At 58.5% G+C, this 18,255-nt stretch carries 29 protein-coding genes; 7 read left to right on the top strand and 22 right to left on the bottom strand.

What is annotated here, in order from left to right:
- Positions 1-306 precede the first annotated feature (306 nt).
- Together HBR93_RS22525 and HBR93_RS22520 are read left to right on the top strand one after the other, a co-directional pair.
- Positions 307-1,794 carry an NCS1 family nucleobase:cation symporter-1 gene (locus HBR93_RS22525; protein ID WP_057441488.1) on the top strand — a complete coding sequence of 496 codons (1,488 nt, stop codon included), beginning with the start codon at positions 307-309 and terminating at the stop codon, positions 1,792-1,794.
- A 127-nt stretch (positions 1,795-1,921) separates the two neighbouring features.
- Positions 1,922-3,202 carry a Zn-dependent hydrolase gene (locus HBR93_RS22520; protein ID WP_169961104.1) on the top strand — a complete coding sequence of 427 codons (1,281 nt, stop codon included), beginning with the start codon at positions 1,922-1,924 and terminating at the stop codon, positions 3,200-3,202.
- A gap of 39 nt (positions 3,203-3,241) precedes the next feature.
- Here HBR93_RS22520 and HBR93_RS22515 read toward each other — a convergent pair whose 3' ends face one another.
- A complete protein-coding gene (locus HBR93_RS22515; RefSeq protein WP_164844848.1) occupies positions 3,242-3,403 on the bottom strand; it encodes a hypothetical protein in 162 nt (53 codons plus the stop codon).
- Positions 3,404-3,615: 212 nt separating this feature from the next.
- Here HBR93_RS22515 and HBR93_RS22510 point away from each other — a divergent pair, with 212 nt between their 5' ends.
- Positions 3,616-4,302, top strand: coding sequence for a peptidase C39 family protein (locus tag HBR93_RS22510; RefSeq protein WP_169961123.1), 687 nt, complete (start codon positions 3,616-3,618; stop codon positions 4,300-4,302).
- Between the two features lie 48 nt (positions 4,303-4,350).
- On the opposite strand, the gene pbpG is transcribed toward HBR93_RS22510, so the two are convergent.
- From pbpG to HBR93_RS22495, 3 genes are all read right to left on the bottom strand, one after another.
- The gene (gene pbpG, locus HBR93_RS22505) at positions 4,351-5,274 is read right to left on the bottom strand and encodes a D-alanyl-D-alanine endopeptidase (protein ID WP_057441495.1); all 924 of its coding nucleotides are present in this window, start codon (positions 5,272-5,274) and stop codon (positions 4,351-4,353) included.
- Positions 5,275-5,406: 132 nt separating this feature from the next.
- Positions 5,407-6,603, bottom strand: coding sequence for a site-specific integrase (locus HBR93_RS22500; RefSeq protein ID WP_169961103.1), 1,197 nt, complete (start codon positions 6,601-6,603; stop codon positions 5,407-5,409).
- Between the two features lie 184 nt (positions 6,604-6,787).
- The gene (locus HBR93_RS22495) at positions 6,788-7,012 is read right to left on the bottom strand and encodes a hypothetical protein (protein WP_169877849.1); all 225 of its coding nucleotides are present in this window, start codon (positions 7,010-7,012) and stop codon (positions 6,788-6,790) included.
- Positions 7,013-7,127: 115 nt separating this feature from the next.
- Here HBR93_RS22495 and HBR93_RS22490 point away from each other — a divergent pair, with 115 nt between their 5' ends.
- Entirely contained in the window at positions 7,128-7,370 is a 243-nt protein-coding gene (locus HBR93_RS22490; RefSeq protein WP_169877850.1) for a hypothetical protein, read from the top strand.
- Between the two features lie 35 nt (positions 7,371-7,405).
- On the opposite strand, the gene HBR93_RS22485 is transcribed toward HBR93_RS22490, so the two are convergent.
- From HBR93_RS22485 to HBR93_RS22450, 8 genes are all read right to left on the bottom strand, one after another.
- Positions 7,406-7,585 carry a hypothetical protein gene (locus HBR93_RS22485; protein ID WP_169961102.1) on the bottom strand — a complete coding sequence of 60 codons (180 nt, stop codon included), beginning with the start codon at positions 7,583-7,585 and terminating at the stop codon, positions 7,406-7,408.
- Positions 7,582-7,776: a hypothetical protein gene (locus HBR93_RS22480; protein WP_169877851.1), complete on the bottom strand. Its 195-nt coding sequence runs from the start codon at positions 7,774-7,776 to the stop codon at positions 7,582-7,584. Before HBR93_RS22480 ends, HBR93_RS22485 begins: the two co-directional genes overlap by 4 nt.
- Before the next feature lie 49 nt (positions 7,777-7,825).
- Entirely contained in the window at positions 7,826-8,185 is a 360-nt protein-coding gene (locus tag HBR93_RS22475; RefSeq protein ID WP_169877852.1) for a hypothetical protein, read from the bottom strand.
- On the bottom strand, positions 8,182-8,544 hold the full coding sequence (locus HBR93_RS22470) for an HNH endonuclease (RefSeq protein ID WP_169961101.1): 363 nt from the start codon (positions 8,542-8,544) through the stop codon (positions 8,182-8,184). The genes HBR93_RS22475 and HBR93_RS22470 overlap by 4 nt, the downstream gene beginning before the upstream one ends.
- Positions 8,544-9,125, bottom strand: a complete 582-nt coding sequence (locus HBR93_RS22465) for a hypothetical protein (protein WP_169877854.1) — start codon at positions 9,123-9,125, stop codon at positions 8,544-8,546. Before HBR93_RS22465 ends, HBR93_RS22470 begins: the two co-directional genes overlap by 1 nt.
- An 80-nt stretch (positions 9,126-9,205) precedes the next feature.
- Positions 9,206-9,943, bottom strand: a complete 738-nt coding sequence (locus HBR93_RS22460) for a hypothetical protein (RefSeq protein WP_169877855.1) — start codon at positions 9,941-9,943, stop codon at positions 9,206-9,208.
- The gene (locus tag HBR93_RS22455; RefSeq protein ID WP_169961100.1) at positions 9,940-10,251 is read right to left on the bottom strand and encodes a DUF4406 domain-containing protein; all 312 of its coding nucleotides are present in this window, start codon (positions 10,249-10,251) and stop codon (positions 9,940-9,942) included. The genes HBR93_RS22460 and HBR93_RS22455 overlap by 4 nt, the downstream gene beginning before the upstream one ends.
- Positions 10,248-10,679, bottom strand: coding sequence for a hypothetical protein (locus tag HBR93_RS22450; protein WP_169961099.1), 432 nt, complete (start codon positions 10,677-10,679; stop codon positions 10,248-10,250). Before HBR93_RS22450 ends, HBR93_RS22455 begins: the two co-directional genes overlap by 4 nt.
- A gap of 72 nt (positions 10,680-10,751) precedes the next feature.
- Between HBR93_RS22450 and HBR93_RS22445 the strand changes: the two genes are divergently transcribed.
- The gene (locus HBR93_RS22445) at positions 10,752-10,985 is read left to right on the top strand and encodes a hypothetical protein (protein ID WP_169961098.1); all 234 of its coding nucleotides are present in this window, start codon (positions 10,752-10,754) and stop codon (positions 10,983-10,985) included.
- A 60-nt stretch (positions 10,986-11,045) separates the two neighbouring features.
- Here the strand turns inward: HBR93_RS22445 and HBR93_RS22440 are convergent, their stop codons facing one another.
- The gene (locus HBR93_RS22440) at positions 11,046-11,825 is read right to left on the bottom strand and encodes a DUF2786 domain-containing protein (protein WP_169961097.1); all 780 of its coding nucleotides are present in this window, start codon (positions 11,823-11,825) and stop codon (positions 11,046-11,048) included.
- Positions 11,826-11,892: 67 nt separating this feature from the next.
- Here HBR93_RS22440 and HBR93_RS22435 point away from each other — a divergent pair, with 67 nt between their 5' ends.
- On the top strand, positions 11,893-12,597 hold the full coding sequence (locus HBR93_RS22435) for a hypothetical protein (RefSeq protein ID WP_169961096.1): 705 nt from the start codon (positions 11,893-11,895) through the stop codon (positions 12,595-12,597).
- A 291-nt stretch (positions 12,598-12,888) separates the two neighbouring features.
- Here the strand turns inward: HBR93_RS22435 and HBR93_RS22430 are convergent, their stop codons facing one another.
- From HBR93_RS22430 to HBR93_RS22390, 9 genes are all read right to left on the bottom strand, one after another.
- Positions 12,889-13,704 (bottom strand): DUF2303 family protein, encoded by an 816-nt coding sequence (locus tag HBR93_RS22430; protein ID WP_169905305.1) that lies wholly within the window; start codon positions 13,702-13,704, stop codon positions 12,889-12,891.
- A 35-nt stretch (positions 13,705-13,739) separates the two neighbouring features.
- Positions 13,740-14,087: a hypothetical protein gene (locus HBR93_RS22425; protein WP_078467578.1), complete on the bottom strand. Its 348-nt coding sequence runs from the start codon at positions 14,085-14,087 to the stop codon at positions 13,740-13,742.
- 91 nt (positions 14,088-14,178) lie between these two features.
- On the bottom strand, positions 14,179-14,493 hold the full coding sequence (locus HBR93_RS22420; RefSeq protein WP_169961095.1) for a hypothetical protein: 315 nt from the start codon (positions 14,491-14,493) through the stop codon (positions 14,179-14,181).
- Entirely contained in the window at positions 14,490-14,771 is a 282-nt protein-coding gene (locus HBR93_RS22415) for a hypothetical protein (RefSeq protein WP_169961094.1), read from the bottom strand. Before HBR93_RS22415 ends, HBR93_RS22420 begins: the two co-directional genes overlap by 4 nt.
- Positions 14,772-15,316: 545 nt before the next feature.
- The gene (locus tag HBR93_RS22410; RefSeq protein WP_169961093.1) at positions 15,317-15,478 is read right to left on the bottom strand and encodes a hypothetical protein; all 162 of its coding nucleotides are present in this window, start codon (positions 15,476-15,478) and stop codon (positions 15,317-15,319) included.
- A gap of 23 nt (positions 15,479-15,501) precedes the next feature.
- Positions 15,502-15,885: a LuxR C-terminal-related transcriptional regulator gene (locus HBR93_RS22405; protein ID WP_169961092.1), complete on the bottom strand. Its 384-nt coding sequence runs from the start codon at positions 15,883-15,885 to the stop codon at positions 15,502-15,504.
- A gap of 411 nt (positions 15,886-16,296) precedes the next feature.
- Complete coding sequence (locus HBR93_RS22400; protein WP_169961091.1) at positions 16,297-16,791, bottom strand: hypothetical protein; 495 nt, start codon at positions 16,789-16,791, stop codon at positions 16,297-16,299.
- Positions 16,788-17,018, bottom strand: coding sequence for a hypothetical protein (locus HBR93_RS22395; protein WP_169961090.1), 231 nt, complete (start codon positions 17,016-17,018; stop codon positions 16,788-16,790). Before HBR93_RS22395 ends, HBR93_RS22400 begins: the two co-directional genes overlap by 4 nt.
- Before the next feature lie 93 nt (positions 17,019-17,111).
- Entirely contained in the window at positions 17,112-17,903 is a 792-nt protein-coding gene (locus tag HBR93_RS22390; protein ID WP_262377360.1) for a LexA family transcriptional regulator, read from the bottom strand.
- 106 nt (positions 17,904-18,009) lie between these two features.
- Between HBR93_RS22390 and HBR93_RS22385 the strand changes: the two genes are divergently transcribed.
- Positions 18,010-18,204 carry a Cro/CI family transcriptional regulator gene (locus tag HBR93_RS22385; protein WP_169961089.1) on the top strand — a complete coding sequence of 65 codons (195 nt, stop codon included), beginning with the start codon at positions 18,010-18,012 and terminating at the stop codon, positions 18,202-18,204.
- Positions 18,205-18,255: the final 51 nt, after the last annotated feature.

Here is an 18,255-nt window from a genome sequence, read left to right as displayed (position 1 = left end):
ACGGCAGGCAGTAATAAAAATAATTGTGTTGCACCAGATTGAGTCCTGATTGTTCGGACAACTTCTGCGTTATTTGGCCTGAGTAACGTTGAAAGTGCCGTGGGACTTTTCGGTAAACAAAATAAAGCTGATAAACATCAGCCAGTTATATAAGCGGTACGGATGCGGTGACGGTGTGCGGCACGGTAATTGAGTGCGCTGCCGGTTGGCCGGGTCCGTGATGTCATGTTGTCCATGCGGGACTGCGGCCATCCAGCGTTGAACGCCGGATGAGCAACAATAATTCAAAAAAACCGTGGAGCGGCCATGCAACAGAACAGATCGCAAGTCATAGAACGCGACGGCCTGTATGAACTCGACGCCGGCAGCGACGTCCTCGACAGCCCCCGTTACAACCACGACATGGCACCGACCAAGGTGCACGAACGAACCTGGAACAAGTGGCACATCACCGCGCTGTGGGTCGGCATGTCGATCTGTGTGCCGACCTACACCCTGGGCGGGGTGCTCACCGCGTACTTCGGCTTGTCGGTGGGCGAGGCGCTGGTGGCGATCCTGCTGGCCAATATCGTGGTGCTGGTGCCCCTGACGCTGAATGCCTTTCCGGGCACCAAGTACGGCATTCCGTTCCCGGTGCTGCTGCGTTCATCCTTCGGCATCCTTGGTTCCAATGTGCCGTGTCTGATCCGAGCGCTGGTGGCCTGCGGCTGGTTCGGTATCCAGACGATGTTCGGCGGGCTGGCGATCCACTTGTTCCTCGGCTCGATCTTCGAGGGCTGGAAGAGCCTGGGCGGCACCGGTGAGGTGATCGGCTTCATGATCTTCTGGGTGCTGAACCTGTGGGTGGTGCTGCGCGGTGCCGAGTCGATCAAATGGCTGGAAACCCTGTCGGCACCGCTGCTGGTGGCCGTGGGTATCGGCCTGCTGGTGTGGGCGTTGCCCAATGTGTCGCTCAGCGAGTTGATGGCGATCCCGCCCAAGCGGCCCGAAGGGGCGAGCCTGACGGGGTACTTTATGGCCGGGCTGACCGCGATGGTCGGGTTCTGGGCCACCTTGTCCCTGAATATTCCTGACTTCAGCCGTTATGCCAAAAGCCAGAAGGACCAGATCCTGGGGCAGATTTTCGGCCTGCCGCTGACCATGTTCCTGTTCGCCGCCCTGGGCGTGATCATGACCGCCGCCTCGGTGAAACTGGTGGGGGTCAGCGTCTCCGACCCGGTGACCCTGATCGGGCACATCCAGAGCCCGGTGTGGGTTGCGGTGGCGATGGCGCTGATCATCATTGCCACGCTGTCGACCAACACGGCGGCCAATATTGTCTCGCCCACCAACGACTTCCAGAACATCGCGCCCAAGCTGATCAACCGCACCACCGCCGTGATACTCACCGGCCTGGTGGGGCTGGCGTTGATGGCCCACGAACTGCTGAAAAAGCTCGGCCTGATCGTGTCCGATGTCAGTCTGGAAACCGTGTATTCCAATTGGTTGCTGGGTTATTCGAGCCTGTTGGGGCCGATTGCCGGGATCATGGTGGTGGACTATTTCCTGATCCGTCGCCAGCAACTGGACCTGGCGGGGCTGTACCGCGATGACGTGTACCCGGCCTGGAACGTGGCGGGTTTTATCGCTTTCGGTGTGCCGGTGGTGCTGACCTTGCTGTCGTTGGGCAGCGATGCCTTCAGCTGGTTCTACAGCTACGGCTGGTTTACCGGATCGGCATTGGGCGGGGTGTTGTATTACGGGCTGTGCAGCAAGCGCAAAACCAGTCCTATCGCCGCTAAATTTCCGTCGTAAATGCGGTCAATGTGGGAGCTGGCTTGCCTGCGATAGCGGTGGTAACTGACCCGCCGCCATCCCAGGCAAGCCAGCCCCCACGGATATCGCGCCGACTCAAACAATAATATTGCCTGAGGAGATCCCCATGAACGCTGCCATCGACGTTCTGCAATCCACCCATCAGCACATCAGCCGCGACCGCCTGTGGCAGTCGTTGATGGACCTCGCCAAGCTTGGCGCTACCCCCAAAGGCGGTGTGTGTCGCCTGGCCCTGACCGACCTTGATCGTCAGGCCCGGGATCTGTTTGTGCAGTGGTGCGAGGCGGCGGGGTGCACTGTGACCGTCGATGGGGTGGGCAATATTTTCGCCCGTCGTCCGGGGCGCAACCCGGCGCTGGCGCCGGTGATGACCGGCAGCCATATCGACACCCAACCCACTGGCGGCAAGTTCGATGGTTGCTTCGGTGTATTGGCGGGTGTGGAGGTGTTGCGCACGCTCAATGACCTGAAGATCGAAACCGAGGCGCCGCTGGAGGTGGTGGTGTGGACCAACGAAGAAGGCTCGCGCTTCCCACCGTGCATGATGGGCTCCGGGGTGTTCGCCGAGAAATTCACCCTGGCAGACACCCTGGCCAAGACCGACGCCGAGGGCGTCACGGTGGGCGATGCACTGAATGCGATTGGCTATGCGGGCACCCGGCCGGTCAGCGGGCATAAGGTGGGGGCCTATTTCGAAGCCCATATCGAACAGGGGCCGATCCTGGAAGACGAACGCAAAACCATCGGCGTGGTGCTGGGGGCGCTTGGCCAGAAATGGTTCGACCTGACCCTGCGCGGCGTTGAGGCTCATGCCGGGCCGACGCCGATGCACCTGCGCAAGGACGCTCTGGTCGGCGCTTCGGCAGTGGTGGCTGCGGTCAATGCCGCAGCCCTCGGCCATCAGCCCCATGCCTGTGGCACCGTGGGTTGCCTGCAAGCCTACCCGGGCTCGCGCAATGTGATCCCCGGCGAAGTGCGCATGACCCTCGACTTCCGCCACCTGGAACCGGCGCGCCTGGATTCGATGATTGCCCAGGTGCGGCAGGTGATCGACGACACCTGCGCCAAGCACGGCCTGACCTTCGAAATGGTGCCCACCGCCGATTTCCCACCGCTGTATTTCGATGAGGGCTGTGTCGATGCAGTGCGTGAGGCGGCCAATGGCCTGGGGTTGTCGAATATGGATATCGTCAGTGGCGCCGGGCACGACGCGATCTTCGTCGCTGAACTGGGGCCGGCGGGGATGATATTTGTGCCGTGTGAAGGCGGGATCAGCCATAACGAGATCGAAAATGCGGCACCGGATGACCTGGCGGCGGGGTGCGCGGTATTACTGCGGGCGATGCTGGCAGCGTCAGTTGCGGTCGCTCGCAAACAGCTGGCCTAGATCTGTAGGGGCCGGCTGCCTGCCGGCTCCTGCCTGGGCTCAGGCGTGATGCGCGACCGGCTTGTGGCTCTTGGCGTGTGCAGCGGGTTTGGGTTGTGGATGATGGTGCCGGCGGGTCACGCGCAACACCCCCCACAACATGGCGCCGGCGACGGCCAGCCAGCCAAGCACCAGCATGAAAATCGTGGTTGTCAGGCTCATAAGTGCCTCCTTTTGCCCTGTGCAGGGCACTCACTGTCTTTGCAATGGACAGTCTAGCTGCCTCCCGGTTGCGTGCTATTGACCAATGGTCGTGTACATCCAACTTGTTTGCTCTATGCCGGGCTTTTTACTGTGGCCCAAGGCTATACCCGCGTCCCCGGGCGCCCTATGATCAACGCCCCAGCCCGCAGATGATCAAGAGAGTGAAGAAGTTGCGTTTACGGTCGAACCTCAAAACATCCTTGTTGGTGGCTGCCTGCGTCCTCGGCTTGGCCGCGTGTGCGGGGCATCCCACTCCCTCGAACCTCCGCGGTTTGCCCGAGCGCGTAGAGCTCAACGGGGTGCCGGCGTTTCGCGGTGACACCTATCAGGGTGGTCCGGCCGCTTTGGCTAGCATGCTGTCGCAACAAGGCATTGTGATTACACCGGGCTTGCTGGATAAGCCATTGCACTTGCCGGGCGGGGAAGCCGACCTTGAGCGCAATATGCAGGTACTGGCGCGTGAGTACGGGATGCTGGTGTATCCGCTGGACCCCAAGCTGACCGCGCTGTTGGCGCAGGTGGCGGCGGGCTACCCGGTGATGGTGCGGATTACCGAGGGCTCGACGCTATGGGCCGAGCCGCGTTATGCGGTGCTGGTGGGGTTTAATCAGCAAAACAGTACGGTGGTGTTGCGAGTTGCCAGGGACCGGAGACGCCCAGTGGCGTTCAGCGACTTCGAGTCCGCCTGGAAAAGCGCCGGCCAGTGGGCGGTGCTGGTCCAGCGGCCAAGCCAGTTGCCGGCCAACCTGGATGTGGGTAGATGGCAGCAGGCCGCCAATGCCACGGCCCAGGCCGGCCAGGAACAGGCGGCCGCCCAGGCACTCAAGGTGATGGCCGAAAGGCCGAAGCAGCCATAATGCAAACGGCGCCCGAGGGCGCCGTTTTTTGTGCCTGCCAACCGTGCCTCAGTGGGACTGGGCGACCCCGGTCTGGCGGGCCTTGAGGTTCTTGTCGGCCTTGTATTGCAGGGCCACGTCCGGCACCGAGCCGCTCTTGCCGGTTTCAATCCACTTGCGGATGCGGCTGGCATCGGCAAAGTGTGTGAACTTGCCGAAGGCATCGAGGATCACCAGCGACACCGGGCGATTGCCCATGCTGGTCACCAGCACCAGGCAGTGGCCGGCCTGGTTGGTGAAGCCGGTCTTGGTCAGCTTGATATCCCAGTTGGCACGGTTGACCAGGTGATCGGTGTTGGAAAAGCCCAGGGTGTAGTTGGGCTTGCGGAACGACACGGTTTTTTCCTTGGTGGTGCTCAATTGCGTGAGCATCGGGTACTTGCGCGCGGCCTGCACCAGCTTGCTCAAGTCGCGGGCGGTAGACACGTTATGGATCGACAGACCGGTCGGCTCGACATAGCGCGTGCTGTTCATGCCCAAGGCCTTGGCCTTGGCGTTCATCGCGGCAATAAACGCGGCATAGCCGCCCGGATAGTGATGGGCCAGGCTGGCGGCGGCGCGGTTTTCCGAGGACATCAGGGTAATCAGCAACATCTCCTTGCGCGGCATCTCGCTGTTGAGCTTGACCCGCGAGAACACCCCTTTCATTTCCGGGGTGTCGCTGATGTTGATGGAGATGTACTCGTCCATATTCTGCTTGGCGTCCAGCACCACCATGCCGGTCATCAATTTGGTGACGGAAGCAATCGGCACCACTACGTCGGGGTTGCTGGCGTAGATCACCTTGTTGGTTTGCAGGTCCACCAACATCGCGCTGCCCGAAGCGATGTGCAGTTGCGAGGTGTCCCGTGGGGCCAGGGTGGTTTCGCTGGCGTTGGCGACGGTGCCTGCGAATGCGAAGAACAGGCTGACAAGAGAAAGACGAATATTCACGCGGATGAACTCGCTAAAAGGTAGAAAAATACCGGGTGTGACCGGCTATATGAAAAATGACGTTACATATTATTAGTATGGATCAGAAACTGATAGAGAGCCTTTAAATAAAGGCTGTAAGCCGATGATTGGTTAGGGTTGTACCAATTTTGTACCAATCATGGATTGTTCAAGCTTGCCAACTTCTGACCAGTCGGTAGTTGACGACAGCCATTTGGCATAGGTTGTCAGAAGCACTTGGACACTGTGTCCAAGCTGGTCCGCGATGAATGCCGGGTTCATGCCGGCCATTAGGCACATAGTGGCATATGTGTGGCGGCAGTTGTACTGAGGCCGTGGGGCTATTTCCAGGGCTTCCAGAGCCTTGACGAACTGGTCACCTGACCGGTTTGCCCATCGGATAAACTCCGAGCCTCCCGATGGTGGAAACACGTACGGCGACTCCTTGCTCACTCTTCGCCGCTGCGTCGCCCGGGATTCCGCAATCTGCCGGGCCTGTTCAAGTGCCTTCAGCGCACGACTGTTGAGCATCACCGTTCTTGCGTACTTGGTCTTAGTGCGCTCTTCTACCTCCCCATCAACAACGATCCGGCAAACGTGCGCTACGCGCTTTTGTTGGTCGACCTCTTCCCAGCGCAGCGCCGCTAACTCCCCAGTCCTCATCCCGCTGTAAAAGGCGAATTCAAAGTAGGCTGCATAGATCCGTGCCGCTGGCTTTTGAAAGTTCGCATACATCCATTCAATGATTGCGTCCGCTTCCTCGCTTGAAAACGGCTCTACCTGTTTCCGCACCTTCTTGGGCAGTTTTATGGGCGTGGCCGGGTTCCGATCTATCAACTCGTCCTGGACAGCAGCTTTTAGCAGGGATGTTACGCGGGAGATTGCCTCACGCTTGACTGACGGGGACTCCCACACCGTCCGGCTGATTACTTTGCGCAGGACCATTGGCGTGATTGCGTTGATAGGGAGCTGGCCCAGCCAAGGCATCCAGTAGGCGTTGATCGTTGCCAGGTAGTTTCTACGTGTCCCAGGTACGATCTCCAGGCTATTGATCCATGCTTGGGCGTATTCGCCGAAGGTCATCACCAGCGACATCGGGTTGTAGCTGGAGTTTGGGAACAGTTCAGCATATCGCTGATCATCCAAAACCCCATGTTTCGCCAGGCTGATTACTTGATCACGTAGATCGGCTGCCGCCTTGATGCCTTTTGGTGTTTGGGGATGTGCGAGAGTCTCGCAGCGTCGCTCCCCTCGCCAAGTAAAGCGAATTCGGACTGACTGGCCGGCAAACTCAACTCCTGTGGGCAGGCCCATTGGCTTTCTAGCCATGTCTCATATCTCCTGATGCTGTAAAAAATCCGCCCATCTATCTTGTTCCAGACACCTTCTGGGATTACCCCACGGTCGCGCTTTCCCTCCAGCGCCCGCTTGGTGGTTCCGATGATCTCGGCCATTCGCGCCTCTGGCACTTTGTCGAGTTGAAACGTTTCCGGTCTTTCCTGGGCCTCTGCCATTACTGCCTCCCGCCGGCCGCAGTGGGCCGCGCTGTCTTGATGATGTGGATGATGAAACCGAAGGTGAGCAGCATCCAGGCGACGGTGCCGGCGAAAGCTGCGACCAGGGTCTGGTCGGTACCGGTCGAGAGCAGCTCCGGCACCTGCCAGAAAAACCAGAAGGTGGACCCCGCCACGTACAACACGATGGCCGTCAGGAGCAGGGTGAGTTTCGTTGCGTACATGGGGTGTCCTTGCCGCTCTGGGCAGCAGAAGTTGATAGCGAAGTGCCTCGATGGCGAAGGGTGCGAAAAAGAGCTACAAATACTGTTCAACTTGCTCATGTGTCAGGGAGGGCGCGTGTCACACAATCTCGATGTTCCAGTTGTTCACGCCTATCGGGGGCATACGTTGTTTCTCAAGTTCGAATGGAGGCGACCAAACGATGACGTACCCGCATTTGCCAGAATCATTGAGCCGGCATCCGTTGAAGGATTGGGCGAAGTTGCCGCCGAGCTGACGGGCCCATGGCCTGACTATCCGGCGGCGCTGGGTGACGCAATGGCAGCTGCGGAACGATGGATCGACAGCCAGTTACCGTGAGTTCGCTCACCGGCAGGCATGTAGGGGGATTGGGGTTAGGGGTAGTTCTTGCTGATGCGCTGGGCGATGGCTTCGAGCTTTTCGGCCATGCTCCACATGTCGTTGTTGTCGCGACGGGATACCACTGCTGCGCGCTGGACGTTGCGATCGATCAGGATCTTGGCTGCCAGCAGGATCAGCCATGCCTCGGCTTTGCGCCGGAGGAACCGCTTCACGGCCTAAATCCAGCGTGCCACTTCGCTTTGTACTCGGCGATGAAGTCCGCCGGGAATTGCGATACCCAGTTGCAGTAGGGGCACTTGAACTGTTCGCCCGTCCAATTGGTGCGCGGCATGCTGCAATGGCTGTTGCCGCAGTACGGGGTGTAGCCGGGACGAGTCATCAAGTTTTCGCGAACGATGCTCATGGCCTCGGCCCCTTGTAGATGAAGACGTAGGCGAACCAGAGGGTGGCGATCATGGCGTCACCCCTTCAGCTTTCGGGATCAGCTCTTCGGCCAGTTCGGCAGCCAAGCCCACGGGCCACCAGTAGCGCGGGCGCTGGTACTCCGGATAGCTTTCTTCACGAAGCACCAGCCCCTTGCGCTGAAGCGCTTTGAAGACGCTCAGCACAGAGCCAGCCTCGATACTGAGTCGGCCACCAACCTGATATGTCAGGCCGCCCAGGCCGAAGGCGCAGGCTTCATCACCCCTTTCGATCCTGCCGCATGCATCGTTATGCAGGCAGGGCGTGACGCCGCGATAGCGATATGCGTTTTCACGTCCGATCTTGCGCAACTCATCGAGGACGAGTTGCTGCTTCTCTGTGAGCTTCATGGCGACACCTTTTCGAAGTGGAACACCACTGGCGCGCCTGTCTCTGCGATCAGTCCGTAGGATTTTGCCAGGCGATAGATGGGGTGGTAGCTGTTGAGAGAGTTGATGTGCCCGGCGATCCAGGACCGCCAGCCCTCCAGCGTCTGCCGCCCCTTACTGATGTTGCAGGGCGCACAGGCCGGCATCATGTTGTCGAGGTTGTGATTCTCGGCCTGCTCGGCCACGCGCTCATCACTGACCCTGATCACCGGCTCTCGGTGATCGGCGTGCCACCGTTCACCCAGCAGCACGCCGCAGTAGGCGCAGTGCCCGCCGTACTTCAGGCGCACTTGCTCGCGCTCAGCTTTCTTCAGGCGCATCACGCCACCCTGGCTGCGGCGATCTCATCGAGGAGTGCCTGGGGGAGCTTTGCAGCAAACTCTCCCTCGCTCCACGACAACGGCTCAGATTGGCGGATCATCTCGTTCAGCAGCTCGAATGCCGCGAGCAACTGGTCGTCGCGGATTTCTCCGTCCTCCGGCAAGTCGTCGCAGAAGTGGTCCGCCGGGTCGATCTGACTGGGGTAGTTTGGCTCGCAGATGCAGAGCTGCAGGTCGGCCAGATCGATATCGCTGTCGATGAGGTAGTCGCGCAGGCTGTCTTCGTCGAAGAAGTATTGGTCACCATCGAAGATAACCAGAGGCTCGCCGGACCACTCCTTGACAGGCATCGCTGCGAACTTCGCTTCGCGGCTTTCCTGGTGACACTGCTGGCAGTAGCTCCGAATCTCGTGGATCGGGTGATCCGGATTCTTCTCGCATTGGCGATGGGTGGCGCCACACCAGCGCGCCATATGCTCATCTTTGCCCCAGAAGCGGCCATCAGCGCCTACCCAGCCTGTCACGGTTTGGATGCTGGCAGCTTGTGGGGATTCGTACATCACGACTTTTTCTTCAGGCATGACTTCGTCCTTGCCGCTATAGCGGCTGACTTTGAAGGGGGAGGGGTTACAGGTTTTGCGGGAGGAGTACGGATGTACTCCTATCGGGATTTGGCGGCACGCTTTCGGAACTCGTAAACCATGCTGCGCAGATCGACTAGAGACTCCTGCAGGTCGCCGCGAGCGGAGTCGATATTCTCAAACAGCTCATCTTCGCCGTCGTCACCGCCCTCATCGACGGCCAGCAGAGCCAAGCCGTATGCCTGGAACTTCGCCAGCACCTCGTCGGCTGACTTGGCCATGTACTCGGCATGCTCAATGGCATAGTCCTGATTGGATCGCTCAGGCAGCACCACCGCTACCGGCTCGGGCTGATCGGCCAGTTTGGCCCGGTGCTGCCACGCATCGTGTGCAAGCCCCGTCTGGCGCTCGTAGTACAGGCCTATATCACACAACCGAAGATCAACCTGAGTCTGGGTACGCGCCCAGGCTTCGAACTGTTTGTTTTCTTTCGCTGGATCGTATGCCACCGGCTCGCCCTTGGGCTGGGGGGCGGGCAGGAGGTGTCGGCATTCATTGCAGGCGTGTATATGCGGACTCTCGGCACCTGCGAGAGGTCCGCTTCCGTGCCAAGGATGATAGGCCGGTACGATTCCGCAATAGTCGCAGGGTGGATAGTCTTCCGGCTCCGCATCCAGTAGGGCGCGCAGTATCCAGACAACGCCGCGAGCGCTTTCCGCATCCGCCCCATCGCCGCCATCATCGAACACAGCGGCCAGCTTCAGCGCCTGCTCAAGAGACTTTCGCGAGACGCCGTCAATCGTTTCGTTGTGGCTCATACAGCCTCCCTCGTTACCAGATCATGGGCATTCACAACCGTCATGCCGAGGTGCTTGGCAATCAGGACTTCGAGCTGGGCGCCTTTCGATTCTTGCCAGCCGGGCAGGGTGGCCACGGTGTCGCAGTCCATCAGGGCTGCAATGTCGCTGCGCATGCAGTCGTTCCAGGTGCCGCCGTCCGGGTTGATCTCGGCGGGGTTGGTGACGGTGTGGCCGCCGGCGCGCAGGTTGGTGGTTATGGCGTGGAAGGCGGCGAAGTTGAGGCCGGGCAGGCCGGTCATTGGGCCGCTGAGGTAGATTCGCTTCATGCTGCCTCCGCGATTGGCTGGCGAAACACTGGTAGGGCGCCGGCCTGTTCGCGTACAGCCTTCATGCCTTCCGCGTCGTAACCCCAGATGTTTCTGTCGTCGAACCGCTCCGGCCCGAGGTAGCCAGGGTGCATTGGCTCCCCGGTGCGGATGTAATCCCTGAACCCTTCGACGAGGGCCCGAAGCGTGCCGCCATGGCTGAAACCGCGCCACCGGCCGCCCCAGGTTGTTTTGTGTGTGAAGATCCGCCGGGCGCTGTAGTCGTCGATGAACCAGACCTTGCCGCGCTGATCCACTTCCATGCTGGCGTAGCGATCAGCGACCTGGTTGTAGAAGAAGCGCCGGCCGTGGGTGCCGATGATCTGGATCACCTGGTTGACCTGCTCGGCTCGCTGCTGCTTCAGGGTGAGTTTGGTTTCTGTAGGCAAGGGGAGTCCTTGCCGGGCCATGCCCGGGCGGTGTGGTGCTACGATGGCCCCTTCCTACAAATGGGCAGGACCATGACCAAGCACGATATTTACGATGAGATCGAAGGCTTTCAGGTTTGGAACTACATGGAGTGCGACAAGGACGAGGAAGGCCGGGAGACCTGGCGAATCAACGTCGAGGTGAAGCGCGGTGCTGAGGTGGTGGTGCCGGTTGTTGCGGGTGACCGAACCTATGTTGACCGTGGCCTGGCGCAGGTTGCTGGGCGTGAGGTCGGGGCCCGGTTGATAGCTGGGGCAGGCCTATAGGTTTTCTGCGGGTAAGGTGAGTCCGGTCTGGCCATCCCCTGGCGGTTGAGGGGAGGGGGATCAGGCAATTGCGGATAGCGCGAGGACATCCTCACCACCACGCGCGATGCCGGCGTGTAGTTCTACCTTGCTGCCAGCAAGCATCCCGGCGATCTGGGCGTTTAGGTCCAGCTCTACCGCCTTGCCTTTCCTGGACTTCCCGATTTCCTGGGTAGCAAGATATTCGCTGATCAATGCCTTGTCCTGCGCCTCAACCGCGACCAGGCCTTGGCCGGTGGCTGGGTGCCCGAGCGGATCATCGTCGCCTTGAGGCACAAGAGCTTTCAGCTTCGACTGGACCTCCCAAACCCACGCCAGCGCAAAGTGATCGCCGGCAGTTTCTGCCGAATACCGGCTGCGATGGACTCCCGACCTGACGGCCGAGCAGTACTCCTTGCGCGCCTGAGTAAGCTTGGTGTGCAGTGCCTCATACGCGTACAGGGCGATGTTCTGTGCGGGAGAGACACCGATGAATGTCGCGCATTCAATGATTTGGCCTTTCGCGGAACACCACGTCCGGCGTCGCAGGGTTGTGCAGCCGAATGCGTCTGCTACAGCGATGCTCAGCTGCTGATCCCAGGCTGGTCGACGCTTGGCGCGGAACAGGGCTGACTCAACTTCACCGACGTCGCTCAGCTTTACATCCATCTCGGTCAGCCGGTACTCGCGCATCAATGCCTGTGCCTGCCGGAGCGCCGTTGCGGCTTCGTTCTCGTTGGCGCTCCGTGCAAGTGCTAGGCAGTGCTTGATCTTGCGGATTGCGCGTTCGAGCTTCTTTTCGTCGATCTGTTGTGCTGGCATAGGAGATCCTCGCCGACAGCAGGTAGCTTCGGCATAATCGTCTGAATTTTTGATTTTGGAGAGCGAGTTGAAGAATGATTGGATGATTTGGTTCGTATGTTTACTGTTGTTTGCTTCCGGAGTTGTTTGGGGGATGACTCCGATTGAAACCGCGTTTTTTAAAGTAAAAGATGTACACGACCTGTTCGAAATTTTCTCATCAATAGCAACGGTTTTAGCCGTTGGTCTTGCGTTTGTAGGAGTGAATGCATGGCGACAGCAAGTTAGCGCTGAGGCAGACCATGCATTGGCTCAACGCGTTGCGGTTGCAGCACTAAGGTATAAAGAGACAACCCGGATTGCATTTGGGGATGCGCAATTTGCGGTAATGCAATTCAATGTTGGTGTCGAAGGCCTGCCAGTAGGCATGTTGGATAGTTTTATCTCGAAGATGGAAGAGCGGCTTGAAGCAAGTCAAAACTCTAGAGCGGAGTTTTTGGCAGTGTTGTTGGAGTGTCGCGCCATATGGGGTAATGAGTTTTCTAACCAGTACAACGAGTTTCTGAATTTCACAGAGAATTTTTCTGGGTGCTTAAGAACTTTTTTTAAATGGATTCGATTAGATAAAGATGGCATGTACGCTGATGTTTTTGCCCAATCCTTGCGCACATATTATGAGCAGTTTGAGCAAGAGAAATGGCTCGAAATATCCGCGCAGCAGCTTACGAAAATTGACGAACTGACGAAGCAGGCTGATAGGGAATTAAAATCTAAACTCCTTAGAGGCAACTAGTACCTGGCTAGTCTCGAACCTGGCGCAGCTCATCAAACTAGGCTATTAATTTGCACTCGTCACAGGTCCGGCGGTTAAAACGATGAGCGCGAAAACTGATGTTGAAGCGATACGCCTGATAGGCGATGAGGTTGTTCGGCTACTCAGCCTTCCCGAGGAAAGGCTAGAGGTCGAGGTGGCCCACGGCCTTCAACTGATCGCTGACTTGGCGCGGTGGCGTGTCCTTGCCTTCGGTCCGTCGCACCAAGAAAGAGAAAGGCGCCCATAGGCGCCTGGTGGTGCGGGAGCGGGTTACTTCGGATCGAACGCGCCGAGAGACAACGTCGCTGCCTCACCGATCTTGTCCTGAAGAACCAATTTGAACTCTTGAGCGATGTCTTCGCGCTGTACCTCTTCGCCCACCCAGCGCAATTTCAACACCGGCTGCGAGCCGCTGGTGATCACCGAAAGGCGAAGGGTGATCTGTTGTTCGGTCAGGCCTTCAAACGGGACCGTGCGGAATTGCAGGGAGACCGGCAGGGTTTCCTTACTGCGCGCCTCGATCTGGTCCATGGCGCTACGGCTGGCGCTGGTTTCGCCTACCGTGGTTTCCGATTCGCTCGACGCCTTGATGGTGATGGTGCGCACTGCCGCAATGGCCTTGGCGACAGGGATTGCATTGCCTGCCTCATCAACCGGGGTGAGGTACTGGTGCCAGTCTTCGATCCAGTCGCTCAAATCCTTTTGGCTGATACCGCGCCCGCCGATTTGCTGGGCTGCGGTGTAGCCGGCGGTTGGCTTCAGCTTGAGGACGGCGCGGTCATCGGCGTGGCCAGGTACATCGGCAGTGCCCAGGTTGAACAGGAGGGCACAGCTCATTGCGTCCTGATCAATGAAGCCGCGTGCGCCAAGCGCTGCGCGCTCAACCACGTAGGCGCTGAAATCTGCCAGCGAATGGGTGCTGTAGGTGCCACGGAAGCGGCTACGGCCAGCCTGGAATTTCTCCAGGTCTACAACTTTTGCGCTTTCCGGCAGCACCACGGTAGGGACCAGTGTCGGCAGCTTCTTGCCGTTGGCTTCCAGCGCCGTATCGGTGATGAGCTGAATTGCTTCTTTGGTGAGTGACATCGGTTATTTCCTTGGATTGCGGAGGGAGGGGTAGATCAGGTGCGCTTAGGGATCGGCGCGTCGTCGCGGCTGAATAGCTGGTCATGTTTCTCCGCGAAGAGGGTCACGCGGCCACCGGTCCCAACGTGCATAGGCGTGTCGAGGCTGGTGTTTTCGCTGCGGGTGCCACGCTTGGTCGGCACCTTGTAGTCGAGCTTGTGCTTGATCTTCACTTGGTGCGATTCGCCGATCTGGCTGAAGTCCAAGGTAATAACCAGCTTGCCGGCCTTGCCATAGTCGACAACCCCGGCGGCTACTTCGGAGATGGCGTGGCCAATTTGGCTGGCGAAGGCGCCACCGTTGAGTTCTTCAAGAAACTCGGCTGTATCTGTTGCTGTGGACATGGCTGTTTCTCCGGGATGGCCAAGAGGCCGCTGGGTGGAAGATTGAATTGCGATTGACGAAGGCGCTGGCGCACCTGGTTGCTGAGGCGCCTCATGGGGTGTCGGCGAACTTGAAGCCGTTTTCCTGGGCGATCAGCGTCACGCGCTTGATGTGCATGCCCAGGTTCTTCGCCGCGACACTTGCCACGACGCCCTTGTCTGCCTCGGCGCGCACGGCTGGGGCCAGCTTGTCGCGTTCTTTGCGAAGGCGTTCGTGGTGCGCCGTGGTGCCGTTGAAGGGACCATCGACACCAACACCGCTCGGGATAACCTGGACGGTCTTGCCGGAGCCGAAGAACGCTTCAAGCTGCTGGTTGAGGTTGTCGATGATCGAGTGTCGCGGGTCGGGCAATGGGGCGCCGATCATTGCGCACCGCCTGACAGCGTCACCTTCACGCCGTCGGCCCGAGATTCCAACTCCTGGGCAAAGTTGTTTGCCTTCTTCCAGGTCCAGCGGAAGCCCTTTACCTTGCCGGTGGCGATCTCCACGATGTGGTATGCCTTGCCGGCGGTGCGGATCTGAAAGCGAATCTTCTGCACTGGCGCCTCCTTGCCGATCAGGGCGTAGAACTCGGCGGTGGCGATGCGGGAGCGCACGTGCAGGGCCGCAACCCCGTCTACGCGCTGTTGAATTAATGCGTGCATGGTGGATACCTCAGTGGGTTGCGTGTATTCGTCAGCACCCTGACCGCCTGGCGGGTGCCGGTTGGCCCAGGGGAGGGTGCTGACGGGTAAACGCGAGATGTAAAAAAGCCCAGTAGGGACTGGGCTTTTCGTTGCGTTACATAGACCTCCCTATGTCACGCAGGCAGACGCTTCGGCGTCTAGGGTGTGTGTGGTTTACATGGCTGCCAATCCTCCGTGCTGCGTGGGTTGAATGCAGGTGGCCGGCGAAAGGCCGGGTGTTCGTCCGCATCGGATATAGCTCTAATCCCTCTGGGTGTTGCCCGTCTACGCCGCGACAGAATCCGCTCAGGCTCGGGGCAAGGTGGCCACCCTGCTATCACGCCAGAGGGCCGAGCTATATCCGATGCGGCCTGGTGCTGGGGAGTACCAGGTGCTCGGGCCCGGGCTTGCACCGGACTTCCACGTCACCATTACTTTTATATGGGGTTCATACGTGTAGTTCGCCCATTTCCGTAGGCTTTCGCCATCCCGCTGCCCACTCATGGAATGGGCAGAAGTGATGCCTATTGAGCCTGAAGAGCTTCGATTGCTTGCCGATAGTCCGAAGCGTTGGAGCGGTTGTTGGCTGCGTCTTCGTGTTTGCCTTCGCGCTCCTGAATAACTGCGTTGTTCTCGCAGTTGGAGGCGTGGATTTCGAGCTGAGCTATTGCTGCTGAGTGCTTCATGGATGGATCCTCTGGTGGTTGAATCAGGCAAGCAGCACTGGCTGCTCGGCACGGCGAACCATCCGCACTTGGGCGGTACGGCGCTCCGGTACACGGCGATCACGGCGCATCGCGTCGTCACCGATCATCGTGTGCATGGCGATCAGGCTGGCCAAGACAAAGCACATCGGCGAGATGATCTGCCGGCGCATGGCCTCGGCCACCATCGCGGTCTGGCGAGTTACGCCAAGCTTGAACATGGCGCAGGAAAGACGCTTGGCCACGGTGCAGGCCGCCACGTCGTACTGCCTGGCAATTTCCTTTGCCGTCTTGCCCTGGGCAGCGGACAGCAAGTACTGAAGTTCTCGCGGCGCAAGACCACGGCCGAGATGACCCTTCCATGCGCCGTTAACGATTGTTGCTTCCATCGTTGTGACTCCCGGTTGTTTTCCGAAAGCGCCCGATACAGGCGCTGACGTGAAATCTTCTGGTGTCGCTTGCCGGCTTCCCGCTACTGGCGCTGCCGCCGGCCCCATCAAATTATTCGTCCAGCCGCGGGCCTTTCGGCTTGTTCTCCCGCTGGATAACTCGTCTTGGTGTTTTACGCTGCACACCCGGGTCAGTTGCCAACCCTCTGAACCGTTGAGGCCGGTTCATCGCTGCCTTCCATCTGGCCGGTTGTTATCCGGCGACGGGGCAAATATCTCCCATGGAAATATCCATGTCAACTCCAATGGAGATAATATTTTCTGTAGGCAATAAAAAACCCGCTTAGGGCGGGCTATGGATTCAGATCGGCGATGGTAAAACACCATGCGACTAGCGCCTGCTACTGATCTTTACTTTTGTGGGAGAGGTTGGTTGGCCCTTATCTGCTCGAGCATGACCTTATTCTCATAAGATTGCTGCCGCATTTCCTGAAGGAGCTGAGAGGTATCTCGACCAGAGTCAAAGCTTGAAATCCCGTAGGCCATTACAGCTATAACTATCCCGACGACGGCAATAACCGAAAGCACGGAATTCAAAATAATTGTGCTTTTTAGTCCCCGCACCCCCGCTAAATCTTTGTCGAGCATTTGCAGGCTGTGATTCATTTCGTTGAGGCCGTCCGCTACGCGTTGCTCAAATTTAGCCAGGCGCGCGTCTACCTTGAGGTCCTGGTTCTCGAGGTGGGCTTTGAGTTCGTCACGGGTGATATCGTTCATAGGATGAGTATCTCCCGATTGAGCGTTGATGTCATCAGCCGCCCCCTTCGCCGCGGCCTTTATTGATTCCAGCTCCTTTTCGCGCTTTTCGATCATCTCGCCGAAAGCGGTGTAATCAACATTTTTCATGGCAGCTCTTCGTCAACACCATAAATGAATGAAAGCTCCTTTAGGATGTCGATCTGTTTCTGGACGCTGTTGAATGCTTTCACCGCATGCCCGTGAGCAAAGTCAGGCAGGTCTGGAATGTTGACCATTGCAGTGCTCAGGCTCATAACTGTTTCGAGGTTGGCCACCGCCAGGCCATGAAGTCGCGATACGAGCAAGCGGAGCTTCATTTCTTCGTTTTTATCCATGTTCCTACCCCTTCCAGATTAGGTGGCTTTTTGATATGCGAGGGCCTCTGATGAGCCAAAAAACAGTCCGTCACCTACTTTCTAAGTAAGGCGTTACAGCATCCCGCCTCGCCAAACTACGCGGCCAATAATGCGAACCTCGTTTATCTCCCCATCGCGCAGCGTCTCGTCGCCGTAGCGCGCCTTGTCTGGGTTATCGCTACGAATGATCCACCCATCGAAGTCGGATTTAACCAGGCGCTTCACAATCGTCCCCTTGGAAGCGCTCTGCATGGCGAAAATCTGCCCGTCTTTCGGCTCTATCTTTGATTCGTCGATCAACAGCACGTCGCCATCATTGATGGTTGGCTCCATGCTATGGCCGTTGGCGTAGATAACGTCGAGGTCTTTCTGGTTGAGGCGGTTTGCCCGCAGCCATGCAGACTTGAACGCCATCACGCCGCGGATCTCGACATGCGAATTATCGTCGCCGTCTCCTGTAGATCCGCGAGCGGTCAGCTGCAAGACACCGGTGTAGGCCGGTTCATCCTGGAGGTCGAAGCTTCGCGGGGGAGTGCGCTCGTCGGTACGTGGTTCAGCGACACTTTGATTAAGCCCAGCGGCAGAAGCCATCCGGCCTATGTCGCCCTCGATTCTCTTGCTGAAAGACCCAATAGGCACACCAAGCATTTCCGCCATTGAAACGGCCAGCTTTTGGGTTAGGGGGCGATGGCCGTTTAGATGGCTTCCAAGTGTCCCCTGACTCATCCCCACGGCATGCGCTATCTCGTCTTGAGTCAGGCGCTTGTCCTTTGGGCGCGCGGAATTGTAGTCCGCAATTGCCTTTTTCAAGGCTGCGCACTCGTCCCGCTCCCAATCAAGCAATTGGCGTCTTTCTTTATTCATTTCGCAAGAATATTCCCAAGGGAAATAGTTAGCCATCTCCAATGGAGTTGCAATGTATCTCCATGGGAGATAATCTCGCGCAATGGATACCAATGGAGATATGGCGATGAGCCGCATCACTCTCAAACAGTTCTCGGTGGAAAAGGGTCAGACGCGAGCTGCGGCGCTGCTGGGCATGAGCCAGGGTGCACTTAATAAGGCTCTGCGAGTCGGCCGCGACATTTTCGTAACGGAGCGTGAAGACGGTTCATTTGTTGCGGAAGAGGTCCGGCCATTCCCATCTCAGCGCTCAGTAGCCTGATCGTTTGATGGGGCCATTTTCCGCTTTGGCGGGAAGGCCAGATAGAGATTT

It is taken from the genome of Pseudomonas sp. WS 5411 (assembly GCF_012985595.1).
GTDB classification, from domain to species: Bacteria; Pseudomonadota; Gammaproteobacteria; order Pseudomonadales; family Pseudomonadaceae; genus Aquipseudomonas; species Aquipseudomonas shahriarae.
The sequence above is the reverse complement of the archived record's forward strand: the minus strand, read 5'-3'. Positions and strand labels throughout refer to the sequence as shown.

Coding starts and splice junctions, on each gene's coding strand:
- HBR93_RS22525 (WP_057441488.1), top strand. CDS start 307: ATGCAACAGAACAGATCGCAAGTCATAGAACGCGACGGCCTGTATGAA.
- HBR93_RS22520 (WP_169961104.1), top strand. CDS start 1,922: ATGAACGCTGCCATCGACGTTCTGCAATCCACCCATCAGCACATCAGC.
- HBR93_RS22515 (WP_164844848.1), bottom strand. CDS start 3,403: ATGAGCCTGACAACCACGATTTTCATGCTGGTGCTTGGCTGGCTGGCC.
- HBR93_RS22500 (WP_169961103.1), bottom strand. CDS start 6,603: ATGGCTAGAAAGCCAATGGGCCTGCCCACAGGAGTTGAGTTTGCCGGC.
- HBR93_RS22495 (WP_169877849.1), bottom strand. CDS start 7,012: ATGTACGCAACGAAACTCACCCTGCTCCTGACGGCCATCGTGTTGTAC.
- HBR93_RS22480 (WP_169877851.1), bottom strand. CDS start 7,776: ATGAGCATCGTTCGCGAAAACTTGATGACTCGTCCCGGCTACACCCCG.
- HBR93_RS22475 (WP_169877852.1), bottom strand. CDS start 8,185: ATGAAGCTCACAGAGAAGCAGCAACTCGTCCTCGATGAGTTGCGCAAG.
- HBR93_RS22470 (WP_169961101.1), bottom strand. CDS start 8,544: ATGCGCCTGAAGAAAGCTGAGCGCGAGCAAGTGCGCCTGAAGTACGGC.
- HBR93_RS22465 (WP_169877854.1), bottom strand. CDS start 9,125: ATGCCTGAAGAAAAAGTCGTGATGTACGAATCCCCACAAGCTGCCAGC.
- HBR93_RS22460 (WP_169877855.1), bottom strand. CDS start 9,943: ATGAGCCACAACGAAACGATTGACGGCGTCTCGCGAAAGTCTCTTGAG.
- HBR93_RS22455 (WP_169961100.1), bottom strand. CDS start 10,251: ATGAAGCGAATCTACCTCAGCGGCCCAATGACCGGCCTGCCCGGCCTC.
- HBR93_RS22445 (WP_169961098.1), top strand. CDS start 10,752: ATGACCAAGCACGATATTTACGATGAGATCGAAGGCTTTCAGGTTTGG.
- HBR93_RS22440 (WP_169961097.1), bottom strand. CDS start 11,825: ATGCCAGCACAACAGATCGACGAAAAGAAGCTCGAACGCGCAATCCGC.
- HBR93_RS22430 (WP_169905305.1), bottom strand. CDS start 13,704: ATGTCACTCACCAAAGAAGCAATTCAGCTCATCACCGATACGGCGCTG.
- HBR93_RS22425 (WP_078467578.1), bottom strand. CDS start 14,087: ATGTCCACAGCAACAGATACAGCCGAGTTTCTTGAAGAACTCAACGGT.
- HBR93_RS22420 (WP_169961095.1), bottom strand. CDS start 14,493: ATGATCGGCGCCCCATTGCCCGACCCGCGACACTCGATCATCGACAAC.
- HBR93_RS22415 (WP_169961094.1), bottom strand. CDS start 14,771: ATGCACGCATTAATTCAACAGCGCGTAGACGGGGTTGCGGCCCTGCAC.
- HBR93_RS22410 (WP_169961093.1), bottom strand. CDS start 15,478: ATGAAGCACTCAGCAGCAATAGCTCAGCTCGAAATCCACGCCTCCAAC.
- HBR93_RS22405 (WP_169961092.1), bottom strand. CDS start 15,885: ATGGAAGCAACAATCGTTAACGGCGCATGGAAGGGTCATCTCGGCCGT.
- HBR93_RS22400 (WP_169961091.1), bottom strand. CDS start 16,791: ATGAAAAATGTTGATTACACCGCTTTCGGCGAGATGATCGAAAAGCGC.
- HBR93_RS22395 (WP_169961090.1), bottom strand. CDS start 17,018: ATGGATAAAAACGAAGAAATGAAGCTCCGCTTGCTCGTATCGCGACTT.
- HBR93_RS22390 (WP_262377360.1), bottom strand. CDS start 17,903: ATGAATAAAGAAAGACGCCAATTGCTTGATTGGGAGCGGGACGAGTGC.
- HBR93_RS22385 (WP_169961089.1), top strand. CDS start 18,010: ATGAGCCGCATCACTCTCAAACAGTTCTCGGTGGAAAAGGGTCAGACG.